Origin of the sequence: Peptoniphilus gorbachii (genome assembly GCF_016908115.1) — a bacterium.
GTDB lineage: Bacteria > Bacillota > Clostridia > Tissierellales > Peptoniphilaceae > Peptoniphilus_A > Peptoniphilus_A gorbachii.
Genome location: NZ_JAFBDH010000004.1, coordinates 36,513 through 61,373, shown reverse-complemented (window position 1 = coordinate 61,373; position 24,861 = coordinate 36,513). Strand labels below are relative to the sequence as shown.

Here is a 24,861-nt window from a genome sequence, read left to right as displayed (position 1 = left end):
CTCCTTTTTAGTAATTTAAAAATGTGTGTAAAATTATGTTTAAAAAATTCGTGTTTAATACAAAAAAACAGAAAAAATTAAAAAGTAATTTTTTCGATTATACAATTATTTAGTCAGATTGTCAATTGAAAGACACTTATAAGAAAGTTAAAAAGACATATTCCAGAATAGAATTTAAAGAGGAAGGAGGAAACAAAACTAAAAAATTAAAAATAAAAAAAGCCGACTTGAGTCGGCCTATAATTATAAATCAATATCTGGAACAATGTGAATTTTGTAATCAGGATAAAGTTTAGAAATTTCTTCTTCAATAACCCTTAATGCTTCATCTCTCTCTACATCAAAACTCAAGATAACATCAAATCTAATACTTTTATTTTTTGTGTCAACATAAAATCCATGAACTTGGAGGGCCCAATCGTGATTCATAATCTTTCTTTCAATTGTCCTTCTAATTTCTCCAGCTTCTTTGTCCCTTGTGTTGTAGGAATAAACACCTAGAGCGATCAAGATAATACCAGTTTTTTTATAGACTTTATATTGTAATTTTCTTGTAAGTTTATCTACTTCATCAACATCCATATGGTCTGGAAGCTCAACATGAAGAGAGCAGTAATATTTGTTAGGACCATAATTAAAAAGTGCAAGGTCATATACTCCAATTACAGGGTCTTCTTCTTTTACTAAGTCTTTAATCTTTTTCACCATTTCTGGATCGGATCTATGACCAATTAAATCATCAATAGTAGAAAGAATCATTTCTATTCCAGCTTTAATCATAAATACAGAAATGACAAGACCTACATAAGACTCGAGAGAAAGTCCAAAAACCATAAAAACAATGGCAGAAAGAAAAACAGAAAGTGAAAGAATTGAATCAAATAGTGAATCTGACCCGGATGCAATTAAAGCGCCTGAGTTAACTTTTTTTCCCTGTCTTTTGACATATTTGCCTAAGAAAAACTTCACTACAACAGCAAGACCAATTACAAAAATAGAAAGCTTGGTGTAGGAAGCAGGGCTTGGATTAATAATTTTTTTAACACACTCTACTAGAGAAGTGATTCCAGCATATAGGACAAGGGCAGCTATGATCATAGAAGAAATATATTCAATCCTTCCATAACCCATAGGATGCTTCTTATCTGGCGCCTTGCTTGCGAGTTTTTCTCCTATAATAGTTACAAGAGAAGAAAGAGCATCAGACAAGTTATTAACAGCGTCAAGAGTTAAGGCAATGGAATTGACCAAAACCCCAAGTATTGCCTTGAAGACCGCTAATAAAACATTGGTTATTATTCCTATAAAACTCGTCCTTACAATAATTTTTCCACGGATTTCTGATTAATTTAATACTTCAAAGTTGTCATTTGACATTTTTTCACTCCTTATTTTTGATTTGATGGATTAAATTTTCAAGATATAAACTTAAGTTGAAAACATTAAAATTGTTTTTGAAAAAATTAACTCTTCAAAAAATTATTAAGTAAGCTAATCTAGCTTAATTACTTCAAGATTTAGCATTTAAAATTTAATTTTAAAAATGCTTTATATTTTCTATATATAATAACACACTATAGAAAATTCTTATAGCTATGATTTCGTATAATGACAAATAAATAAGACCCTAGTATTAACTAAGGTCTTGTAAGTTTATATTAATTTTATTCCCATTCTTCTTTTCCAAAGGTACGATACATCCCAATCCATTCAAAATACTAAATTCTTTTTTTTAGAGTATCACTAAATCCACCTAATTATAGGACGTTTTCAAATTTTTAGTCCCGTCCCAATCCCAGTACCGGACAAAAACTAATAATATTTATAAAGATTCTATATAAACGCCAAAATACATCTAGCTAATAATAAAAACCACCGGCGCAGTGAAATGCCCCCCAAAAGCTTGATTTAAAAATCAACTTAAAGAGGTCAGTTTTTTAATGTCAAAATACAATTTAGAATTCAAACTAAAAATAGTAAAAGAATATTTAGAAGGTAACATAGGATATGCATCACCTGTCAACTCTTTCTTATAACTTATTATTTATTCTTATTTATTAAAAAATAAGGCAAAGAAGGCTCTATTAAAATAAAATATTACAGAAATTTCCCTCATTAATCAGAAGTCACCGATAAAAATTCTGACATGAAAATTTTCTCAGTGACCATTTTGTTGCCTTTTATTTATCTTTTATATTTTGTGTTGTAGCCTTCATTCTCTTTTGGTCTATAGGCGTTAGGATAGGCTTGATCTGTTGCAACATCGAGAGATACTTTTTTAAGAAGTTTGTAGACATCGTAGGGATCTTCAATGGAAATAAATTTATTTGCGTCAGCCTTAAAGCTGTAAGATGAATTTCCCCCTTCGCCATTATAAACTAGGATAATTGTGCATAGAAATAAAAAAGAAGTCAAAAATCCCCCAAATTAATGCAATTAAATAAATGCTTGGGTTGCCTACAATATAAAGAAAGACATTGGGTTTTCCTCGCCACAATATATTTTCATTGTCGTCAATAATTTTTTCAATCATAATTTCCTACATTACTTTCTCTTTATTAAGATAAAGTATCCTTAATTAGTATTTTATCACAAATATACTTGTGAAAAAATATTTGAATGGCTGAATTTCCACTTATATCTGTAAATTTTTCTTTACATTTATTTGAATTAAAATTTTAAAAATCTATAAAATTTACTAACATAATTTTTGCATATACCAGGCAACTATACATTCATCTTTGTAATTATTAGTTTCAAGAAATTCTTCAAGTTTAGATATAGCTTTTTCTGAATATACATAACCACCATAATCTTTATCAGGATCATAAAGGGACAATTCTTCTTCAGTATATGGTTCTTCTCCATTTTCAACTCGCATATTATTTATGCTATCCCTCATATCATTAAGTTCTGATCCAAGTATTTTTCGATAGAAATCCTTTTGTGAGATTTTTTTAAGGAAAACTTTTCTTTCTTTTAAATCTGCTGCGATTATTCCCGGAAATTCAGTTTTTCCTTCCGGATAATATTCATAAACAACTTCCTCATTTGAAAATGAAATTTTCTTTAAAATAACCATTGCATACCTCTTTTTATATAATAATCAAAACTACCAGCTGAGCTGGTAGTTTTGATTTGTCCATTTATATATTGATTATGAAATGATCTTAATACTTTATTATTTGTTCATTAGTTCGGACATAAAAATACCCCCATAATATAGCAAAGTATTCAATAGAAAAATTATGAAGTTATAATATTAAATTTTATTAAGGTTTATATAGCAAGACTTATTTTCCAATGAATCAATTGCCAGAGCGATCTCGTTTAGCATGGCTATAAGCAGAGATTTATCATTTACTGACAATTGACTACCGATACTTTTATCTGACATATCTATGCCGACAACGCCATAGACTGCACTATTTTTTCTAATGGCAAAATATAAGCCATTAGCATTAGTTAGAGTATTTGTGCCTGCACCAGCACTATCATTATTTAAAAATACCCATTTTGCTACAGTTTTCTCGGAGTCTTGCAAATATATTTCTTTCATATTTGCGACGTTTTTTGGGTTATAAATTATTGGCGACAAAAGCGAGCTTTTGAAAACAGGATAAAATATTATTACCTTGTTTAGGAGCTTATGTAGTTGATAGCAGGTTTCATACATTACTTCATCATAGTTTTTGCTTAGCTGCAATCTCTGGCTTGTTTTAAGCAGAACCTCTAAGCTGTGTGACTGCTGAGTTGTTAGTATATTTTCCTTTTTTAGTCTATTTTGCATTAGGCTAATGAAAAAAGAAACTATGATCATTATTATAAATATCATCAGATACTCTTTTGAGTAAATCCTCAAAGAATAATAGGGTGGTATAAATATAAAATCTATAATAAGGATATTTAGCAAGAGAGCAAGCATATTGTATATAGGGTGTTTTGTTGTGTATCCAACTATGCAGGATGATAGAGTATAAAGCAAAACTATGTTAGTTGTATTAAAATCAAAAATAAATAAGGCATAAGATAGTACAGTTGTAGCTAACAGTATGAGCAAAGTTACTATCAGATCTTCTCTATCAAAATGCACAAATTCATCTAGCCTTATATTTTTTTTCTTATACTCACTGTTAGCATCAGGGATTATGAATATATCAAGATTTGGAGCATCCTTAGTAATCTCATCAATTATAGTTGTTTTATTCAAAAATGATATTTTCTGTGAGGATCTTCCCAAGACAAGCTTTGATACTCCACTAAGTTTTGCATATTGGCTAATTTGAAATGATATATCATCACCATAAGAAGAAACGATATTAGCTTTTAGATGTTTAGCCAAGTCTATATTTTTTTGTAAGTTATTTTTTTCTGTATTAGAAAAATTTTTGCTTTCAGATGTTTCTACATATAGGGCACTAAACTCTGCATGGAAAGAGTTAGCCATCCTATAAGCAGTTCTGATTACTTTTTGGTTAGTAGGTGATGGGCCAAGACACACTAGTATATGTTCTTTTAAAAATGGTTTATTTTTTTCGTCAGTATATAAATTTATTTTATCAGCATATCTTCTTAAAGCTATTTCCCTAAGCGAGATAAGATTATCTATAGTAAAAAAATTATCTAGGGCTTTTTTAGACTGGGAATAATTATATATTTTTCCTTCCTTTAATCTTTCAATTAATTGTTCTACTTCAATATCTATTATTTTTATATGGTCAGCATTATCAAAAACATAATCAGGTATACGTTCATTGACTTTTATATTAGTAATTGATTCTACTATATCATGAAGGCTCTCTAGGTGTTGGACATTTAATGTTGTGTATACATCAATGCCTGCTCTAAGTAATTCCTCTACATCTTGGTATCTTTTTTTATGTCTACTGCCTGGTGCATTGGTATGGGCAAGCTCATCTACTAATATGATGTCAGGTTTTCTATCTAGGGCCTTATCTATATCCAGTTCATTAAAAATATGATCTTTATAGTTTATTTTTTTATAGTCTATTATATCTAGACCATTCATTAATGCTAGAGTATCTTTTCTATCATGAAGTTCTACATAACCAACAACCACATCTATGCCTTCTAGGTACTTTTCGTGGGCAACTTCTAGCATATTGTATGTCTTGCCGACACCTGCACAGTATCCGAAGAAGATTGTCAATTCACCTTTTTTTTCCATAAAATTATCCTTCTTTATTTATTTCTGATTTTATTTTACTATATATATTAAAAAAAAAGGCAAAATCAGTGGATTTTAATACAATTTTAATGTCTATGGTGTATATTTTAAAACTATTTTAAGGTAAAAGTTGGTATATTACACATATAGTTAGAGAATAGGAGGAGTGATTAATGTTAGACCTTATTATGATAGCTATAATTATCATTTCATTTTTAATATTAAAATTATTTGTCCATTGGATAGATAAAAAAATTACAAGTAATTAATTATTGTGGAGGTTTATATGTTACTATTATTAATTGTTATTTTAGGGGTTTTATGCTATTTGTTTTATGCACTGATTAACCCTGAGAAATTTTAAATATAGTTTTGGGAGATAAGTATGAAGGAAATTATGAATTTAAATAAATGTGATTTTAATAATTGTTTGAATGATTTTTGTTCCTTAATAAAATTAAAAATTGATTTGGGAAACCTTGACGAATGTTTAGAATTGGTAAAAGATAAAATGAAAGATTATCCACATAGTCCAGTTCCTCACAATTTGTTAGGTATTTTGATGGAAATAAGAGGAAACCATGAATTGGCTATGAAACACTTCAGGGCTGCTTGGGCATTAGACCCTTGCTATGAACCTGCTAGTAAAAATTTGGAAAATTTAGGAATATATGGCACAAATAAAAAATATATATTTTCGTAAGAAAATTGTGTAAGTAGGAGAGATTATGTTACAAATATTATTAACATTACTAATATTCTTAGTCATTATATTTCCATGTGGAAATTACTTATATAAAATGACTAACAATAAAAAAACATTCGCTGATCCTTTATTTGATAAAGTGGATTCAGGAATTTTTAAAATTTTAAAGATTGAAAAAAGTGATATGGACTGGAAAGAATATGCATTGTCATTGATTCTTTTAAATGCGTGTTTGGCTCTACTTTCATATCTAGTTCTTAGAATTCAATCTATAGGGATATTTAATCCAAATAAAATAGGCTCTATGGAGGAAACTTTAGCTTTTAATACAATTATTTCTTTTATGACTAATACTAACTTGCAACACTATGCTGGTGAATCAGGCTTGTCATATTTTTCTCAAATGTTTGTGATTATTATGATGATGTTCACTTCAGCAGCTAGTGGATATGCAGCTTGCGTAGCAATGATAAGAGGAATACTTGGAGAGAAGATGGGAAACTTTTTTGTAGATTTTATAAAAATCATAACAAGATTTTTATTACCAGCATCTATTATTGTTGGATTATTATTGGTGTCTCAAGGAGTTATCCAAAACTTTAATTCTAATATTTTAATTAAAACTATTGAGGGCAAAAACCAAGAACTTGGTGCTGGTCCTGTAGCTGCTTTGGAAGCAATTAAACATTTGGGTACTAATGGTGGAGGATTTTTCGGAGCCAACTCATCAACTCCTTTTGAAAACCCTAATATTATTTCAAATATTATAGAATTAATTTCTATGATGTTATTGCCAGGATCATGTGTTTTCATTTTTGGAAAGATGGCACATGATAAGTTTATTAAAAAATCAGCAAGTGAAAATAAACAAATACCAGAGCACACAGATAAAGCTATGGCTAAGAAAGTTTGGCTGGGCAAAGAAGGCCAGTCAATATTTATTGCCATGTCCATATTATTTGTAATAGGCTTGGGTATTTGTTATCATAATGAGCTTAATGGTGTAAACGGGGCAAGTCTTTCTGGAATATCTCACAATATGGGAAATATGGAAGGAAAAGAGATGCGTTTTGGCATTGCCCAATCTTCATTATTTACGACAGTTACAACGTCATTTACTACTGGAACTGTTAACAATATGCATGATACACTTACACCTTTGGGTGGCCTAGTTCCTTTGCTTCACATGATGTTAAATGTTGTATTTGGTGGAGCAGGTGTAGGACTTATGAATATGTTAATCTATGCTATCTTAGCAGTATTTATATGCGGTCTTATGATTGGTAAGACACCGGAATATCTAGGTAAAAAAATTGAAGGTAATGAGATGAAACTTGCAGCTTTATCAATTATCATTCACCCACTTTTGATTCTAGGTTTTTCTGCACTAGCAGTTAGTATAAATCCTGGACTTGAGGGTATTACTAATCCAGGATTCCACGGACTAAGTCAAATACTATACGAATATTCTTCATCAGCAGCGAATAATGGCTCTGGTTTTGAAGGTTTGGCTGACAATACAATCTTTTGGAATATAACTTGTGGATTAGTAATGTTTTTTGGAAGATATTTAGCTATTATTATCCAGCTAGCAATAGCAGGAAATCTTTCTAAAAAAATAGATATCAATGAAACTGCTGGAACATTAAAAACTAATAACTTAACTTTTTCAATTATTTTAGTAATAATTGTTTATATATTTGCAGCACTAACATTTTTGCCAGTACTAGCTTTAGGACCAATAGCAGAATGGTTGGTACTATAGGAGGAAATATGGTTAATAAGAAAACAAAATTTATAAGTAAAGATATAATGAAGACTTCTATTAAAGGGGCATTCTTAAAATTAAATCCTAAGTATATGATAAAAAACCCTGTAATGTTTGTAGTAGAAATTGGATTTATAATTTGTCTATTACTTGCTTTTTTCCCAAATTTGATAAATGATGGAAGCGACAATGCAAGTAAATACAATATGCTTGTTTCCATTATTTTGTTTATAACTTTACTATTTGCAAATTTCGCCGAATCCGTAGCTGAAGGTAGGGGAAAGGCACAAGCAGAGACATTGAAAAAAACAAAAAAGGATACTAAGGCTAGAAAAATTTTAGATGATGGAAAAGAAATTGAAATCTCTAGTAATGACCTAAAAAAAGGAGACGTAGTTTTAGTAAAAGTAGGCGAAATAATCCCTAATGACGGTGAAATAATTGAAGGTATAGCAAGTATTGATGAATCTGCAATCACTGGTGAATCCGCACCAGTAACTAAAGAAAGTGGAGGAGATTTTTCTTCAGTGACGGGAGGTACACTTGTTGTATCAGACTGGATTAAAGTTCGTATAAGCTCAGATCCTGGTGAATCATTTTTGGATAAGATGATATCTCTTGTAGAAGGAGCCTCTAGACAAAAAACACCAAATGAGATTGCTCTAAATACCTTGTTGGTTTCCTTAACTATTATATTTTTGATAGTTATCATAACCCTATATCCAATAGCTAACTATTCTAATGTAAAAATTTCAGTTTCTACATTGATAGCTTTAATGGTTTGCCTAATCCCTACTACAATTGGTGCATTACTTAGCGCAATCGGTATAGCTGGTATGGATAGGGTTACTAGATTCAATGTCATAGCAATGTCAGGCAAGGCTGTAGAAGCTTGTGGTGATGTTGATACAATGATTCTAGACAAAACGGGAACAATAACCTTTGGAAATAGGTTAGCTAGTGATTTTATAAATGTCGATGGAATCGACAAATCAGATTTAATAGAATATGCCATGATATCATCACTAAAAGATGACACCCCTGAAGGTAAATCTACAGTCGAACTTGCAAAAAAATTGGGTTCTAAAGTTAATCCAGCAGATTACGAAGATGCGTCTTTTGTAGAATTTACTGCAGCAAGCAAGATGAGTGGGATCGATTTAAAAAACGGTGTCATGATACGCAAGGGATCTGGGGAAGCGATAATAAAGTTTATTACTGAAAGAGGTGGAGATGTACCAAGCGACCTACAAGCAAAAGTAGAAAGTATTTCAAAATTAGGGGGTACTCCACTAGTCGTTTGTGTAGATAATGTAATTTATGGAATTATCTATTTGAAAGATACGGTTAAGCCAGGACTTAGACAAAGGTTTGAAAGACTTAGAAAAATAGGGATAAAGACCATAATGTGTACTGGAGATAACCCTCTTACTGCAGCTACAATTGCAGCAGAAGCTGGTGTTGACGGCTATATAGCAGAATGTAAACCTGAGGATAAGATAGAATCCATAAAGAAAGAACAAGCCCTAGGTAAAATTGTAGCCATGACAGGAGATGGAACCAACGATGCTCCAGCCTTGGCTCAAGCTGATGTTGGTATTGCTATGAACAGTGGTACAAGTTCAGCAAAAGAAGCAGCAAACATGGTTGATTTGGATTCAGATCCAACCAAAATATTGGAAGTTATAGAGATTGGTAAACAGCTACTTATAACAAGAGGTTCTTTGACAACATTTTCTATTGCTAATGATATTGCCAAATATTTTGCTATAATACCAGCTATATTTACTCTTGCTATACCTCAAATGAAAGTATTGAACATTATGGGATTGAATAGTCCATCAAGTGCTATTATTTCAGCACTAATATTTAATGCAATTATTATTCCTTGTCTAATTCCTTTGGCAATGAAGGGTGTTAAATATGAACCGATGTCAGCTTCAAAAATGTTAGGAAAGAATATGTTGATTTACGGACTTGGTGGTGTAATTTGTCCTTTTATGGGTATAAAACTAATAGATATATTAGTATTTCCTTTACTTGGTGTATTAGGAATATGAAGGAGACTAAATGAAATTTATAAAAAAATATAAAAGTGCATTTTATTTAACAATATTTGCATTTATAGTATGTGGTATAATTTATCCACTTTTTATGACGGGAATAGCTCAATTAATCTTCCCAAAACAAGCAAATGGTAGTTTAATAAAAGTAGATAATGAAGTAGTTGGATCTGAATTAATAGGCCAAGATTTTACCGATCCAAAATTATTTCATGGCAGACCATCAGCTGTCAACTACAATGTTTATAGAGGAAAATCTGGGTCGCTAGCCTCTGGTAGTGAAAACTTCGCGGTAAGTAATCCTGATTTAAAAAAGAGAATTGATAAGGATGTTGATAAGTTTTTGAAAGAAAACCCAACTGTATCAAAAGAGGATATTCCAGAAGATATCATCAGTCAATCTGCTTCAGGGCTTGATCCTCATATTTCCCTAAAAGCAGCCGAGTTACAAGTTGATAGGATAGCAAAAAATACTGGACTTTCTAAGGAAAGTATAGAACAATTAATCAAGAAAAACACAAAAGAAAAAATATTAGGAATCTTTGGTGAACAAAGAGTAAATGTATTGGAATTAAATATAGATTTGATTAGTGAAATGAACAAATAAATATTACAAGATTGATAAAGGTCCCATGAGATCATATCTTGGGGCCTAAAATTATTTTTTCACAAAGTATGCTTTAAGAAGGTAAGTAAATATGAATGAAAATATAAAGATATTAGTGGTAGAAGATGACAGAGCTGTGAGAAACTTGATATCAACAACATTGCAGATAAATGATTATGAATATGACCTAGCGATTGATGGTAAAAATGCTCTACAGCTAATGACTTCAAATAAATATGACATAGTTTTTATTGACTTGGGTTTGCCTGACATTGACGGAATAGAAATAATAAAAAAATTCAGAGATTTTTCGACTACTCCAATTATAGTAATTAGCGCTAGGACCCATGATGAAGATAAAATAGAAGCCTTGGACGCAGGGGCAGATGATTTTTTGACCAAGCCATTTAATGTTGATGAACTTCTTGCAAGAGTTAGGTCAACCTTAAGAAGAATAAACTATGCTGAAAATAATAGTGTTGAAGACAAAATTTCATTTGAAAATGGAGATATAAGAATAGATTATCCTTCGAGAAGCGTATTTATTAAAGGTGAAGAAATACATTTAATGCCAATAGAATATAGTTTATTATGTTTATTAGCAGAAAATGTTGGCAAGGTTCTCACACATCAATACATCCTAAAAAACATTTGGGTCAATTACCTAGCATCTGATCTCTCTTCTTTGAGAGTGTATATGACCTCTCTTAGAAAAAAGATAGAAAAATTAACTGACGATAAGTATATCCAAACTCATGTTGGAGTTGGCTACAAGATGATTAGAATCAATAAATCAGGGGAAGATGAAATAAATGGATTTAATTGATAGAAATTTGATATTAGTATGTATATCTGAATCCCAATCTAATAGTCAGGTAATAAAAGAAGCCAATGAGATAGCTCAAAATGAAAAAGCTAAACTAATTGCTCTATATGTATCTGATAGAGATAAGTTTCAGGGAAAAAAGGACAATGACTACCTACAAGACAATTTAAGTCTAGCGGAAAACATGGGGGCCATGGTTGAGATTATATATGATGACGATATAGCAAGCCAAATAGTAAACTTTGCAAAACTATATAAAGTAAAAAAAATTGTAATAGGAAAAAACCGAAATGATTTTAAGCTATTATCTTTAAATACCAGCATATATGATCAAGTGGTAAAAAAATCTGACAGAATAGATATTTACGCTGTTCCAATAAATGATAAGGTCAAAACTTATGGATTTAAAGAAAACAAAAATATATCAAAAGATTTGTTAATTGCTTTTATTATACTAGCAATCAGCACTCTAATAGGTTATATATTTTATGATTTTGGCTACAGTGATGCAAATATAATAATGATCTATATACTAGGTGTATTTTTTATTGCCCTTGTAACTTATGATGAATTAGTGAGTTTTATTTCATCTGTAATATGCGTATTAGCCTTTAATTATTGTTTTACTAAGCCAACTTTAAGTTTATCAGTATCTAATCCTGAATATATTATTACTTTTTTAGTCTTATTAATAGTATCATTTTTGACAAGTAAGCTAGCAAGCAAGATAAGAAAAAATGAAAAGAACTCATCAAATATGACATATATAACAAAGCTTTTGTTAGAAACAAATCAACTTTTACAGACTAAAATATCCAAACACGAAATCATAGAAACAGGCTGTAATCAATTATCAAACCTACTAAATAGAAATATAGTTTATTACGATATAGTAGATGGGGAAATTCAGGATCCACTAATTTTCAAGGATGATTTTAGGGATGCTGATAAAGAATTTCTCAAAGAATTAGAAATAGTAAAGTGGGTATTTGCCAAAAACAAAAGTGCAGGTGCTGGCACAGAATATTTGCCAGATGCCAAGTACTTATATTATGCAATCAGATATAATACAAGTGTGTATGGGGTTATAGGTATACATTTGGGTAAAGATAGGCTAGATTCCGTAGAAAATAAAATTTTACTAGCAATCCTTGGATATATGTCTTTGGCTTTAGAGAAAGAAAAAATTTTAAAAGATAAAAACGAAGCTAATTTGAGAATAAAAGATGAGCAATTGAAAACAAATCTTTTAAGATCAATCTCCCATGACTTAAGAACGCCCCTAACTACTATTTATGGTAATTCTGATATACTACTTAATAATTCGGAAAACTTAACAGAAACAATGAAATTAGGGCTATATAGAGATATTTATGATGATTCACAGTGGCTACTGAATCTTATAGAAAATTTACTTTCAGTAACTAGAGTTGAAGAAGGTAAAAGCAAACTAAAAATAGAGCCACAAATGGTTGAAGAAGTCATAGAAGATGCCCTAAAGCATGTAAGCAGAGATAAAAAAAATCACAATATAACTGTTGATATAGATGATGACTACCTAATGGCTGATATGGATGTGAGGTTAATAATACAAGTCATCATAAACCTTGTAGATAATGCTATAAAATATACTTTTGAAGGGTCAAGTATCAATATAAGAGCCTACCAAGATGCAGACAAAGTCATAATCCAAGTGGCAGATAATGGAAAAGGAATTGAAGATGCCGATAAGAAAAGAATATTCCAAAAATTCTATTCGGCTAATAACAAAATCATCGATAGCAAGAGGAGTATAGGTCTAGGCTTATATCTTTGTAGGATTATAGTTAAGGCCCATGGTGGCGAAATAAGTGTAACGGATAATATACCAAGTGGATCTGTATTTACTATGGATTTGAAAGCTAGCCAATAAACGATAAACTATGTTTTATACTTTGTACAAATATAAAAGAATTATAATATGATACAATTAAAAAGAGCTACCAAATTAAATAAGGTGACCCGGGTCTGTAAACAATTTTGTGTATCAACCTTAATCCCGATAAAAAAGGGTAAGGGCTGATACATTTTTTTATTTATCAATGTTTATCCATTCCTCTAGAATTGGAGTTTTACTTAATTTTACTTGGGCTTGATAAACTGTCAATTTTTCATGAAAATTTAGAGTTGATTTTTAGGATGTATTTTTGTAATTGCCATACTAATCACCAGAACTTTCTTTCGATTTATTAAGAAGTAGGGAATGAATCTGCCATATTTCTCTTGATAATTTTTCTATCTGTTTATTCATTGTTTCAATTTCATTTTTGTAAATAACACCAGTAGTATTAGTTGCCTTTGCAATCTGATTTATATTGTTTGTTGTATTTGAAAGTAACCATTGGAGATGTCTAAATAGATTAATCCTCATAAATAATATATACACAAAAAGACCGCAGTTTTTAAACTACGGTCTAATTTTTTGTCCTCATGTAAACCACTTGGAACTATTATTCAATTTATTCTTTTTAACAAATGTTCCCATTTTAATCCCAGTTACAGTTTTTAATCTTATGTAACCATTGATTTCACAAAGTTTTTTGTTTTTTTGCTACTACCGAAAATCGCAGTTTCACTGCTCTCCGCGCTCTGCGCTATTTTTCGGGTAAAACTACCACACAGGGGAGTTTTACTCCCATTCTTCTTTTCCAAACGTCCGATATATCCCAAACCGTTCAAAATACTAGATTCTATTTTTTCTAATATCACCAAATCCACCTAATTATAGGACGTTTTCAAATTTTTAGTCCCAGTCCCAGTCCCAGTACCAGTCTGTTATATAAAAATTATATTCCTTATATATTTCTCTAAGTCTTTCGATATGTTATCTGAGGTCTTCACTGCAATACGATTTATTTTTATTATCTGGATTATGTATTACATTTCTTATTAATTTAGGTAATGTTTTTGTCTCGTTTTTAATACCTTCATCTTTTGTTAATCTTTTATATGTTCTATCTGTTCAATTCCCTTACCCTGTAGCCAATCATCAAAACTAGCCTCACAATAATTCTTATTATCTTCATCAATTGCTTTTGCTTTTATTAAACCATAAAGATCTCTATACTAATTTCATTAAAAGCTAAATAATTAACCTCATTTAGAGATGAGTAATTCAAATAATTTTCATCAACTTTTAAAATTTTTTCTTCAATGGATTTATTATCATTTACAATTTTTATATTTTAAATTCTAATTGTTTTACCATGTATGCATTATGTATGGTCAATATAATCTGCACAAGGTATTTGTGACATATTTTTAAATGCTTTTATTTATTTCTGTTAAATCAAAATCCTCGTTCCCATGGAACTGCTTTTCTTTTCTTCCTTGTAATTAAATTCATAACATTTATCTACGAAAATATATCTATGTTTAGTTGATTTTAAATTATATCAAATTTAAATCCCTCATCTATTAATTTATCAATTATTTGCTTTCATTCATCAGTTAATTCACCTAGCTCAGGTTCATATTCAATTTGCTTTTTCTTTTTAAGTCTGTTTTAGAATAGATACACTACCAACCAATTTCAGCATCCATCCTTTCTCGTTTAGATTCATGATTGTAACTTTCAAATAATTTATAAAAGATATTTGCAGTCTTTGGATAAAGTGATTCTAAATATTCAGCATTATTTTTAAATTCTTCAGCCATACTCATTTCTTCTTTTCCTGCAGAAGGGCTAAAAACACCACGTCGATTGAACACAGCAATCTGATAACTATTAATCATATTTTCATCTCCGTATTTTTCAATCATCTTTCTTACTGCGTAACATGGCTCATGTCCATCATCACCTAAGGGTGAAAAAGAAAATAATCTACCAAGTGTTATTGTAAACAAACTTTCTTGATCATTCTCTATTAATAAGTTCTTATATTTTTTTACCCACTCTTCGAGATTAGTTTCATCTACTTCACCATCAATTTCGGCAGGACAAAAATGAGCTTTATCGTAAATTGAATACATATTATTGATATACTCTTGATTATTTAATAAATCGTCTTTTGATCCATGATCTTTTTTAAATATCACAGCAACAAGGTTTGCTAGTAATTCGGGTGACTGTTTTATCATTCTATGGAAACACTTCATATTATCCCATTTCATTAAATTCATAAAAAAAATTTCAATCTGTGATATTCTGTTGCATTTCTCTGTATCGTCAATATATGCATCCTGAACCACACTAATTAACTGTTCAACATGATAACCTGTCATCTGATTTGCTTGTGAATGAGGAATTTTTTCAATACCGTTAAAACAATCAAATATTTTTTCTGCGGTCAAAGGTTTTCTATAGTGTATCTGATGAATCTGATCCAAATATACGTCTAAATTGGCATATTTCTTACTTTCCATTAATACCCATGTATCATTACATTTATCGCAATGAATAGAGTTCTTCCAAAACTCCTTCTGAATTGATTCTGAAGCTTTTGTTACTAGCGGAATACTTTTTGTCCTAGAAGCTTCAATTCTATATACGCTTGCCAATATATTTACTTTATATCCACTACTTGTTAAATCATCAATAATCAAACTATAGTCTATATATTTTTCTTCATTAAAACCATACAAATAATCAAAAGCAATCTGCCCTGATGCTTGTGCTCGTAATAAGCATTTAAACACTTCAAAATCCCATTTCCAATCATTCCAATACTTCGCTAGATATCTACCTAAAGATGAATACAACTCATTAGCACATACTTTTGCTAATACTGACAAATCATAATTCATAGCTTGAAATTCCAAGATTTTTTCTTTAATAAGGTTTTCTTTAGCTTTATCGTTTTCATTGCAGTATCCTTCTCTATCATATGGTACAGGATGTAGTAGTGGATAATCATAGCTATTTTTAAACAAATAACTATATTCATACTCAGGTATATTAATATGTATTTCATCAAGAAGGTTTTCATATTTAACAATAATATCTTCAGAAATTAACCAATCAGATGATGTAAAAAACCTATGTCTATAAATGATATTACGAATTTTATTTTTAATTTGCATTACTTCTTCATCAGACATTTGACTTAATTCATAGGAAAGCTGTTCGAAAATCACTCTTCGCAATTCATCTGAAAATCCAATTGATAAACCAATTATTTTTTCCCATCGATTTGCTGAAAAATCCATGTGTTTCATTAATAATTTTAAATATCCCAGCTGTGTTTTTTTCATTTCAACTATTGTTGTAGATTGTGGGTTATAATGTTCACGATATTTCGGCGCTGATAATTCACCAAATATACTTCTCCCATTGTAATCAATTGCTGAAAACAAGTGCTCCCACATATTAACAGAATCAATTTTGAAGGCTATTTCTGCTGCTTCAATTTTTTCTTCTGCATTCTGTAATGGAGAGAAATTCATCCATGTACAAAACACCTTTGCAAATGTATCTTTAGGAGAATTTGATTTATACTCAAACTTTTGTGAGTCTAATTTAAGAAGCCATCTAAAAGCAGGCCAAAAGAAATTTTTTTGTAGAATGAGTTGTTCAATCCCCCATAAAATGTCAATATAAGGATTTCCCTCAAAAATAAATTCATTTGACTGGTCCTGAAAAAGAGATAATAATCCCGTATTCTCATCCCATTCATCTTCAATTCTTTTTACTACTGATACAGGAGAAATCTCACATAATTCTAGCCAAATTTTCGATATGTAAATCCATTGTTTTTTTGTTTTGACATATTTTAAAATATCTTCAACTAATTTGTTAAGGAACAATTGAGTTTCATCATCATTCTGATATGCCCCCTTAATAAGTAAAGTCTTTAACATGCCCTTTCTTATTGTTTCAGACCAAAATAGTTTTTCACCTTTAAATTGCGCAATAAGTCTTTCGCTGCTATCATAAGTAAATAAATTTTCAGATTCATTAATCACTTCAAACAGTACAGTAATAAATGATTTCCAAATTTTTTCGTTATTCAATACATTGATATAACTCCATGTGTTCTCAATGCTTGCTAAATAATATGAAATTGAACCATTACGTTTAATCATGTATAGAAGAGGATCTTCTCCTTTTGCATATGGAAGAACCTCCTCAATAAATTTATCATATGAATCTTCATATAAAGATTCAATTATTATCTTATCACCTTCAATTTCCTCCCAACTCCCAATAAGAAGACAAGTTTTTTTTGCTTTTTCACTTATTCCACCCATCCACGCAGGATTTTTTAGATATTCGCCTCTAAAAATCTGCTTTTTCATCTGGCTATATAAACCATGTGTATCCGATAATAAAGAATAGGCTTTACTATACTCTAATCCCGCCTCTTGTAAGCATTTGGATAATGTATCCCATGTTCTTGGTCGCAATTCTAAAACACTCTTACCAAATACAGGAGTATTTTCATCAATTACAAAAATATTAGTATTGTTCTCTATTGCTGCTATCTCATCAGAATAAAACAATGGAATATATATATTCCCCTTATTTCCCATTACTTGAAGTTTTTCCCATGATTTGAAATTCTTAACAACATATATGGGACGTTTATCATTAAGCCTCCATAATTCGTTTAAAATACAATAAACTGTCTCTTCTTTACTATGTCCTCTTATGAATACTAATTCATCATATCTCAAATTCTCAAATTTATCTTGAAAGTGCTCGTCATCGATAATGAAAAAATCAATACCAATAGATGGACAATATGTGCTTCTTCTAAGATCAATATCCATCTTCCCTGAAGATGCAATTGCAACTTGCTCACGATTATAAATCGCAAGCTCACTTGACATCTTTTCAATACGATTTTGCAATTCTGAAAAGTTTTTTTCTTGTTCATCTCTCCATTCCTGAAGAAAGTAGTGTTCATATTTCTGAGGACTTATAGTCCTTAGCTGTTCCAGCACTGCATACATGATTCTCATGGTATATGATTCAGCAATTTCGTAAGGAATCTCATATTTGCTCATTAATTGCATAAAAACCTTATATAGCTTATGTTTCAAAACATAACCATCTTCAGTCTTTAAATCCTTTGCAACCTTAGATAAATTTTCTTTGGATAGTACCAACTCCAAGTCACCAAAAAATGAGCTTTCTTCTTGTTCATTTTTAATGAAAAATTCACTAGTCCCAATAATCAATTTCTTCCATTCATGTGATTTTTTAAATTTTTTTAATGCGCTCTCCCCTGCCAAAGTCAAAACATCTTGAGCCCCAGCAATTCCAAGTGATGCAATAGCATCTAGCAGTAAATCAAGCATTTCAACAACTCCTTTATTAACAAATAAAAGCATACCACTAATACCATATGCTATTTACATTTTTCTTCTACGAATAATATTTTATCCACTATACTTTCTTACAATAAATCTAATTATTTACCTAATAACAATCCAATTTCCATCACGCTTTGATCCAATTCTTTCTAGCATGTTCTTTTCTTGTAAAGATTTAAATGCTCTTTCGATAGTTCTCTTTGTTACGCCTATTTTTTCTGAAAGTTCAATTGATGTAAGGCTTTGATCCTCTATTAGAAGCTCGATGACTTTCTTCTCAGTTTTATTCAAACCGACATTCAAACCGACATTCAAACCGACATTTTTATTGTCTATTTGTTCAATTACTCTTTGCTCAAAAGGAATAGTACATCTAATATAGTTACTTTCAATTTCAAAAACATCTTTCCCATATTTTTCTACAATGGTTGGAATCCCATGTCCGGTGTGTTCAGTTAGTCCCATATTTAGAAATATCCTCATCAATGTTGCGTTTCTCGGTTTACTTATTCCATCAAAAAATTGCTCTTTTGTCATTCCATTAGGAAGTCCACCATGTGATAATATATCAAGTCTATCATTAAACATTGAAATCTGTGGTTCAGTGATTGTCCAATCGTTATGAACTAAAGCATTTAAAATTGCCTCATTTACACAGTCAAAATCAAATAAATAGGTGTCTTTTCTTGGTCTAACTGTCGTATCAGAAATACATATATTTTCAGCCTGCAATCTGTTTTTTATTTTTCCATAAGTAGTCAATATGCATCCAAAACCATAGTCACTTCTTTCAGATATAGAAGCTTTATTCTGTCCTTGGAATTTTACAAAAATAAATGGAATATTATTTTTATCTGATAATAGTTCTGCCAATAAATTATATTCTCCGGCTTCATTCCTTAGGTTTAAATTCGTTTCAAAAGATTTATCTTCCAAATGATAATTTTTTTCTGAATAATATATCTTAAGTTCCCTAAACGATAAATCTGATGAATTTGATTTTTTCTTAAGCATGTATTCATTATCTATAAATTTTTTCTCATATCGAATTTTTATCTGTTCCGGTGTCATCTCTTTACAGGTTGTTCCGATTCGTATTGTGCAACCAGTAGAAGAGAATCCATATTTCTTTTGACAATAAATATGATGATGGCCTTTATTTATATGAATAACTATTAGAGTTTTTCCTTCATCAAATTTTAGTTCTGAACTGATTTCATTTTGTGGGTTCGGCTCTATTTTAGTTGTTATAATATCAGATATTTTTCTAAGAATTTCATCAACTTTATCAACACCAACTACAACACCATCATCTTTTACTCCGATAATAATTGATCCTCCTGCACTATTAAGGAAAGATACTATTTCCTTTGTAATTGTATCTTTGTATTTTTCTTTTAATTCAATTGTTTCTGATTCAATATATCGGCTCATTGCAGTCCTCCTCTATTATAATTATTATATCACATTTGCGACAATGCTAGAATTCAAACCGACATTTTATTGTCGCATAATTTACTTGTTTGCTATATAATCTAAATGTTTCCTCAAATATCCTCTTATGGTCTTTATATTTTTCAATATTTTATTTACCTTAATTAATGACCTAATTTATAACAACCTACATAATTATATAAAATCAAGATTCTAAAATCAAAATATGTACGCAAAAAGACCGCAGCCTAAGACTACGGTCTAATTTTTTGTCCGAATGTAAACCACTTGGAAGAATTATTCAATTTATTCTTTTTACAAATGTTCCCATTTTAGTCCCAGTTACAGTTTTTCATCTTCTGTAACCGTTGATTTTACAAAGCTTTTAATTTTTTTTCGATTATTCCCATTCAATAGTTGCTGGTGGTTTTGATGTTATGTCATATACTATTCTATTGATATGATTTACTTCGTTTACTATTCTTGTTGATACTTTATCCAAGATTTCCCAAGGGATTCTTGTGAAGTCTGCTGTCATGAAGTCTGTTGTTGACACTGCACGAAGGGCAAGGGTATAGTCATAAGTTCTAAAGTCGCCCATTACTCCAACTGTTCTATTATTTGTTAGGACTGCAAAGTATTGGTTTATATCTTTAAGCTTTGCTTTTTCTAATTCGTCTCTAAAGATTTTATCTGCATCACGAAGTATGTCTAGTTTTTCCTTTGTGATTTCTCCCATTACTCTTATGGCAAGTCCTGGTCCAGGGAAGGGTTGTCTATCTACTAAATAGTCTGCAAGTCCGAGTTCTCTTCCAAGGTCACGCACTTCGTCTTTAAATAACATTCTTAGTGGCTCGATTATTTCTTTGAAGTCTACAAAGTCAGGTAGTCCGCCTACATTGTGGTGGGATTTTATTACTGCTGAGTCGCCAAGTCCTGATTCGATCACGTCAGGATAAATTGTTCCTTGTGCCAAGAAGTCCACTGCTTTTATTTTTTGTCCTTCTTCTTCAAAGACTCTTATAAATTCTTCGCCAATTATTTTTCTCTTTCTTTCTGGATCTGTCACGCCAGATAATTTTTCTAAAAATCTTTTTTCTGCGTCAACTCTTATGAAGTGCATACCTGAATCTTTAAAGGCTTCTTCTACTTCGTCGCCTTCATTTTTTCTCATTAGTCCATGGTCTACAAAGATGCAAGTTAGTTTTTCTCCAACTGCTTTTGATAAGAGGGCTGCTGTTACTGATGAGTCAACTCCACCTGATAGGGCAAGGAGGACTTTTCCGTCGCCAACTTTTTCTCTTATTTCTTTTATTGCTTTCTTTGCATAATTTTCCATTGTCCAATCTTTTTTTGCACCACAAATATTTACTGCAAAGTTTTCTAACATTTCTTTGCCGTGAACTGAATGGTTTACTTCTGGGTGGAATTGTAGGGCGTAAAGTTTTTTATCAACATTTGCCATGGCTGCCACTGGACAGTTTTTGCTATGAGCTATTACTTCAAAGCCTTCTGGAACTTTTTCAACTCTATCTACATGGCTCATCCAAACTGTTTCTTTTTCTGAAAGATTTTTAAATATTTCTGATTTTTCTGTATATATTTCAGTTTTTCCAAATTCTCTTTCTTTTGGTGCATTTACTACTTCGCCCTTTAATGTGTATGCCATTATTTGCATTCCGTAGCAAAGTCCAAGTATTGGAATATTTTTGTCAAAGATTTCTTTTTCGATTTTTGGTGCACTTTCTTCATATACTGAATTTGGTCCACCTGTAAATATTATTCCTTCTACATTATTTCTATTTTCTAATTCTTTTAAGGCCTTGTTGTAGGGTACAACTTCGCAATAGATGTTAAGATCTCTTATTCTTCTTGCTATTAACTGATTGTATTGGCCACCAAAGTCAACTACTAGTATCATATTAACCTCCTCGTTATTAACTACATTTTATAATAAAATTTTTATTTTGTATAGTTAATGCGACTTAAAGTTCAATTTAAATTAAGTATTTAAGCTATTTATATTGACATTAAATATTTCTAACAATATAATTTATAGAGGTAATAAATGAAGTTGTTTTTATTGTAAAATATGCCATTTAATGATAGAATATAACGTCAGGTAAAAGGAGTGGTAAAATGGGTTTAATGGAAAAGATTTTTGGTACCTACAGTGATAGGGAACTAAAAAAAATCGAGCCCCTTGTAAATAAAGTTATGAGTCTTGAAGGCGAAATGGAAAAACTTTCAGACACTGAACTAAAAGAAAAGACTGAAGAATTTAAGAATAGAATTAAAAATGGTGAAACTACAGACGATTTGCTTCCAGAAGCTTTTGCTGTTGTTAGAGAAGCTGCTTGGAGAGTGCTAGGCATGAAGCACTTTAGAGTTCAAGTTATCGGTGGTATTGTTCTTCACCAAGGTAGAATTGCTGAAATGAAAACAGGTGAAGGTAAGACACTTGTTGCTACACTTCCAGCTTACTTAAATGCTCTTGAAGGCAAGGGTACACATATTGTTACAGTAAACGATTATTTGGCAAGCCGTGATAGAGATTGGATGGGTAAGGTTTATGAATTTTTGGGACTTACTGTTGGATGTATTATCCACGACATGGACCAAGATGAAAGAAAGATTGCCTATAATTCTGATATAACTTATGGTACAAATAATGAATTTGGTTTCGACTATCTAAGAGATAACATGGTTATCTATAAAGAAGAAATGGTACAAAGAGGACTTCACTTCTGTATTGTCGACGAAGTTGACTCAATTTTAATTGATGAAGCTAGAACACCACTTATTATTTCTGGTCAAGGCGATGAATCAATTGATCTTTATGTTAGAGCAAGAGATTTTGTAAATACTTTATCTCACAGAATCAAGAGCCAAGATGAAATTGATCTTGAAAGATTTAACAGAGAATTTGAAGAAGAAACTGTTGACTATGTTATAAATGAAAAAGACAAGACTGCAACACTTACTGATAAGGGTATTGAAAAGGCTGAAAAATATTTTGGAATTGAAAACTTATCAGACGCATCAAACATGGAATTATCTCACCACATTAACCAAGCCCTAAAGGCTGCTGGCACAATGCACAAGGATATTGACTATGTTGTAAAAGATGGCGAAATTATAATCGTTGATGAATTTACTGGTCGTCTAATGTATGGTAGAAGATATTCTGAAGGTCTTCACCAAGCTATTGAAGCTAAAGAAGGACTAGAAGTAAGAGCTGAATCAAAAACTCTTGCTACAATTACTTTCCAAAATTACTTCAGAATGTATGATAAACTTTCTGGTATGACAGGTACTGCCATGACAGAAGAAGGCGAATTTAGAGATATTTATAATATTGACGTTGTTGAAATTCCTACAAATAAACCTGTAATAAGAGAAGACGACAATGACCATATTTATATAAATGAAGATGCAAAATTCAAAGCTGTAACTAGAGAAATTGAAGAAGCACATGAAAAGGGACAACCAGTTTTAGTTGGTACAATTTCTATTGATAAATCTGAAACTCTTTCAAAATATTTAAAACGTGCAGGAATTAAGCACAATGTCTTAAATGCCAAAAAGCATGAACAAGAATCTGAAATAGTTGCACAAGCAGGTCGTTTTGGTCAAGTAACTATTGCCACTAACATGGCTGGTCGTGGTACCGACATTGTACTTGGTGGTAACCCAGAATACCTTGCAAAGAAGGAACTTAAAAAGCAAGGCATGGAAGAAGAAATGCTTGAATATGCAGACTCATATTTCAAGACAGATGATCCAGAAATTTTAAAAGCTAGAGAAGATTATCAAGCTCTTGTTAAAAAATTCAAGGAAGAAACTGACAAAGAAGCTGAAGAAGTTAAAAAAGTTGGCGGACTTAGAATAATTGGTACGGAAAGACATGAGTCAAGACGTATTGATAACCAATTACGTGGTCGTTCAGGTCGTCAAGGAGACCCAGGTTCTTCAAGATTTTATATATCAGCAGATGACGATTTAATTAGACTTTTTGCTGGCGACAAATTTAAAGATACAATGGTAAAAATTGATTCACCAGAAGATGAACCAGTTGAAGCAAAAATTTTAACTAGACTAATTGAATCAGCACAAAGAAAAGTAGAAGGCAACAACTTTAGTATTCGTAAAAATGTCTTAAAATATGACGATGTTATGAATAAACAAAGAGAAGTAATCTATGCTGAAAGAAGAAGAGTTCTTGAAGGCGAAAACCTAAAAGAAGACATAGTAGCAATGAGAAATGATGTAATTGATAAGACTATTGACTTCTACAACAAGCTTGATGACAACAACAAAAATTATTTAGACTTTGAATCAATTAGAAGCTTTGGAATAAATACTTTTGATTTCCAAGAAGATTTCTTAAAGGGACTTGAAAATCCAATAGCAGAATCTTTAAAGGCATATATTAAAGAACTTGCTGATGAAAAATACAAGGAAAAAGAAGAAGACTTTGGAGACGAAAAATTCAGAGAAATCGAAAGAGTTGCTTTACTTCAAAATGTTGACCAAAAATGGATGGATCACATTGATGCCATGGATCAACTAAGAAAGGGAATTGGACTTCGTGCAGTTGGACAAACTGATCCAGTTAGAGCTTATGCAGAAGAAGGCTTTGATATGTTCGAAGAAATGAACGAATCAATCAAAGAAGACACTGTTAGAATGCTTTATCATGTAGTAAATCCTGAAAGAGTAAAGAGAGTTAGAGTTGCAAAAGAAGTTGAAACTGTAAATCCAGATGACGGAAAACAAAAACCTTTTGTAAGAAAAGAAAAAAAGGTTGGAAGAAATGATCCATGCCCATGTGGAAGTGGAAAAAAATATAAAAACTGTCACGGAAAATTTGAATAATAAAAAATAAATTAACTCTGGTGTTATTGCGCCAGAGTTTTTTTAATGTTCAAAATATTTTTTTATAATTATTATAAATAGTATTTTTGCAAAGT

Annotated in this window: 16 protein-coding genes and 1 pseudogene; 8 read left to right on the top strand and 9 right to left on the bottom strand. The window is 30.9% G+C overall.

The genetic code is table 11. The annotated features are described in order from the left end of the window. Nucleotides 1-243: 243 nt before the first annotated feature. From JOD41_RS04885 to JOD41_RS04870, 4 genes are all read right to left on the bottom strand, one after another. Nucleotides 244-1,323: a cation diffusion facilitator family transporter gene (locus JOD41_RS04885; RefSeq protein ID WP_288164819.1), complete on the bottom strand. Its 1,080-nt coding sequence runs from the start codon at nt 1,321-1,323 to the stop codon at nt 244-246. 861 nt (nt 1,324-2,184) lie between these two features. Beyond that, nucleotides 2,185-2,415, bottom strand: coding sequence for a hypothetical protein (locus tag JOD41_RS04880; protein WP_239541043.1), 231 nt, complete (start codon nt 2,413-2,415; stop codon nt 2,185-2,187). A 283-nt stretch (nt 2,416-2,698) separates the two neighbouring features. Continuing rightward, nucleotides 2,699-3,082, bottom strand: a complete 384-nt coding sequence (locus tag JOD41_RS04875) for a hypothetical protein (RefSeq protein ID WP_205051832.1) — start codon at nt 3,080-3,082, stop codon at nt 2,699-2,701. Nucleotides 3,083-3,262: 180 nt separating this feature from the next. Next, nucleotides 3,263-5,188 (bottom strand): sensor histidine kinase, encoded by a 1,926-nt coding sequence (locus JOD41_RS04870; RefSeq protein WP_195443494.1) that lies wholly within the window; start codon nt 5,186-5,188, stop codon nt 3,263-3,265. A gap of 286 nt (nt 5,189-5,474) precedes the next feature. Between JOD41_RS04870 and kdpF the strand changes: the two genes are divergently transcribed. The 7 genes from kdpF to JOD41_RS04835 all read left to right on the top strand — a co-directional run bounded on the left by kdpF (nt 5,475) and on the right by JOD41_RS04835 (nt 13,070). Then, nucleotides 5,475-5,552 carry a K(+)-transporting ATPase subunit F gene (kdpF, locus tag JOD41_RS09320; RefSeq protein WP_099321785.1) on the top strand — a complete coding sequence of 26 codons (78 nt, stop codon included), beginning with the start codon at nt 5,475-5,477 and terminating at the stop codon, nt 5,550-5,552. Between the two features lie 21 nt (nt 5,553-5,573). Beyond that, the gene (locus JOD41_RS04860; RefSeq protein WP_205051831.1) at nt 5,574-5,891 is read left to right on the top strand and encodes a hypothetical protein; all 318 of its coding nucleotides are present in this window, start codon (nt 5,574-5,576) and stop codon (nt 5,889-5,891) included. Nucleotides 5,892-5,916: 25 nt separating this feature from the next. Then, nucleotides 5,917-7,659, top strand: coding sequence for a potassium-transporting ATPase subunit KdpA (locus tag JOD41_RS04855; RefSeq protein ID WP_205051830.1), 1,743 nt, complete (start codon nt 5,917-5,919; stop codon nt 7,657-7,659). Nucleotides 7,660-7,667: 8 nt separating this feature from the next. Further along, a complete protein-coding gene (gene kdpB, locus JOD41_RS04850; protein ID WP_205051829.1) occupies nt 7,668-9,722 on the top strand; it encodes a potassium-transporting ATPase subunit KdpB in 2,055 nt (684 codons plus the stop codon). A gap of 10 nt (nt 9,723-9,732) precedes the next feature. After that, nucleotides 9,733-10,332, top strand: a complete 600-nt coding sequence (gene kdpC, locus JOD41_RS04845) for a potassium-transporting ATPase subunit KdpC (RefSeq protein ID WP_195443482.1) — start codon at nt 9,733-9,735, stop codon at nt 10,330-10,332. 91 nt (nt 10,333-10,423) lie between these two features. Then, complete coding sequence (locus JOD41_RS04840) at nt 10,424-11,158, top strand: response regulator transcription factor (protein ID WP_010248337.1); 735 nt, start codon at nt 10,424-10,426, stop codon at nt 11,156-11,158. Next, nucleotides 11,145-13,070, top strand: a complete 1,926-nt coding sequence (locus JOD41_RS04835) for an ATP-binding protein (RefSeq protein ID WP_205051828.1) — start codon at nt 11,145-11,147, stop codon at nt 13,068-13,070. Before JOD41_RS04840 ends, JOD41_RS04835 begins: the two co-directional genes overlap by 14 nt. Before the next feature lie 288 nt (nt 13,071-13,358). On the opposite strand, the pseudogene JOD41_RS04830 reads toward JOD41_RS04835, so the two are convergent. From JOD41_RS04830 to guaA, 5 genes and pseudogenes are all read right to left on the bottom strand, one after another. Continuing rightward, a pseudogene (locus JOD41_RS04830) lies at nt 13,359-13,553 on the bottom strand (MobC domain-containing protein); the annotation flags it as partial. A gap of 155 nt (nt 13,554-13,708) precedes the next feature. Further along, complete coding sequence (locus JOD41_RS04825) at nt 13,709-13,906, bottom strand: hypothetical protein (RefSeq protein ID WP_205051827.1); 198 nt, start codon at nt 13,904-13,906, stop codon at nt 13,709-13,711. Between the two features lie 810 nt (nt 13,907-14,716). After that, nucleotides 14,717-18,439, bottom strand: coding sequence for a hypothetical protein (locus JOD41_RS04820; RefSeq protein WP_205051826.1), 3,723 nt, complete (start codon nt 18,437-18,439; stop codon nt 14,717-14,719). Nucleotides 18,440-18,556: 117 nt separating this feature from the next. Then, nucleotides 18,557-19,888 carry an RNA-binding domain-containing protein gene (locus tag JOD41_RS04815; protein ID WP_205051825.1) on the bottom strand — a complete coding sequence of 444 codons (1,332 nt, stop codon included), beginning with the start codon at nt 19,886-19,888 and terminating at the stop codon, nt 18,557-18,559. A 400-nt stretch (nt 19,889-20,288) separates the two neighbouring features. After that, nucleotides 20,289-21,809, bottom strand: a complete 1,521-nt coding sequence (gene guaA / locus JOD41_RS04810) for a glutamine-hydrolyzing GMP synthase (RefSeq protein ID WP_156700233.1) — start codon at nt 21,807-21,809, stop codon at nt 20,289-20,291. A gap of 218 nt (nt 21,810-22,027) precedes the next feature. On the opposite strand from guaA, the gene secA reads away from it, so the two are divergent. Then, entirely contained in the window at nt 22,028-24,766 is a 2,739-nt protein-coding gene (secA, locus tag JOD41_RS04805) for a preprotein translocase subunit SecA (RefSeq protein WP_205051824.1), read from the top strand. Nucleotides 24,767-24,861: the final 95 nt, after the last annotated feature.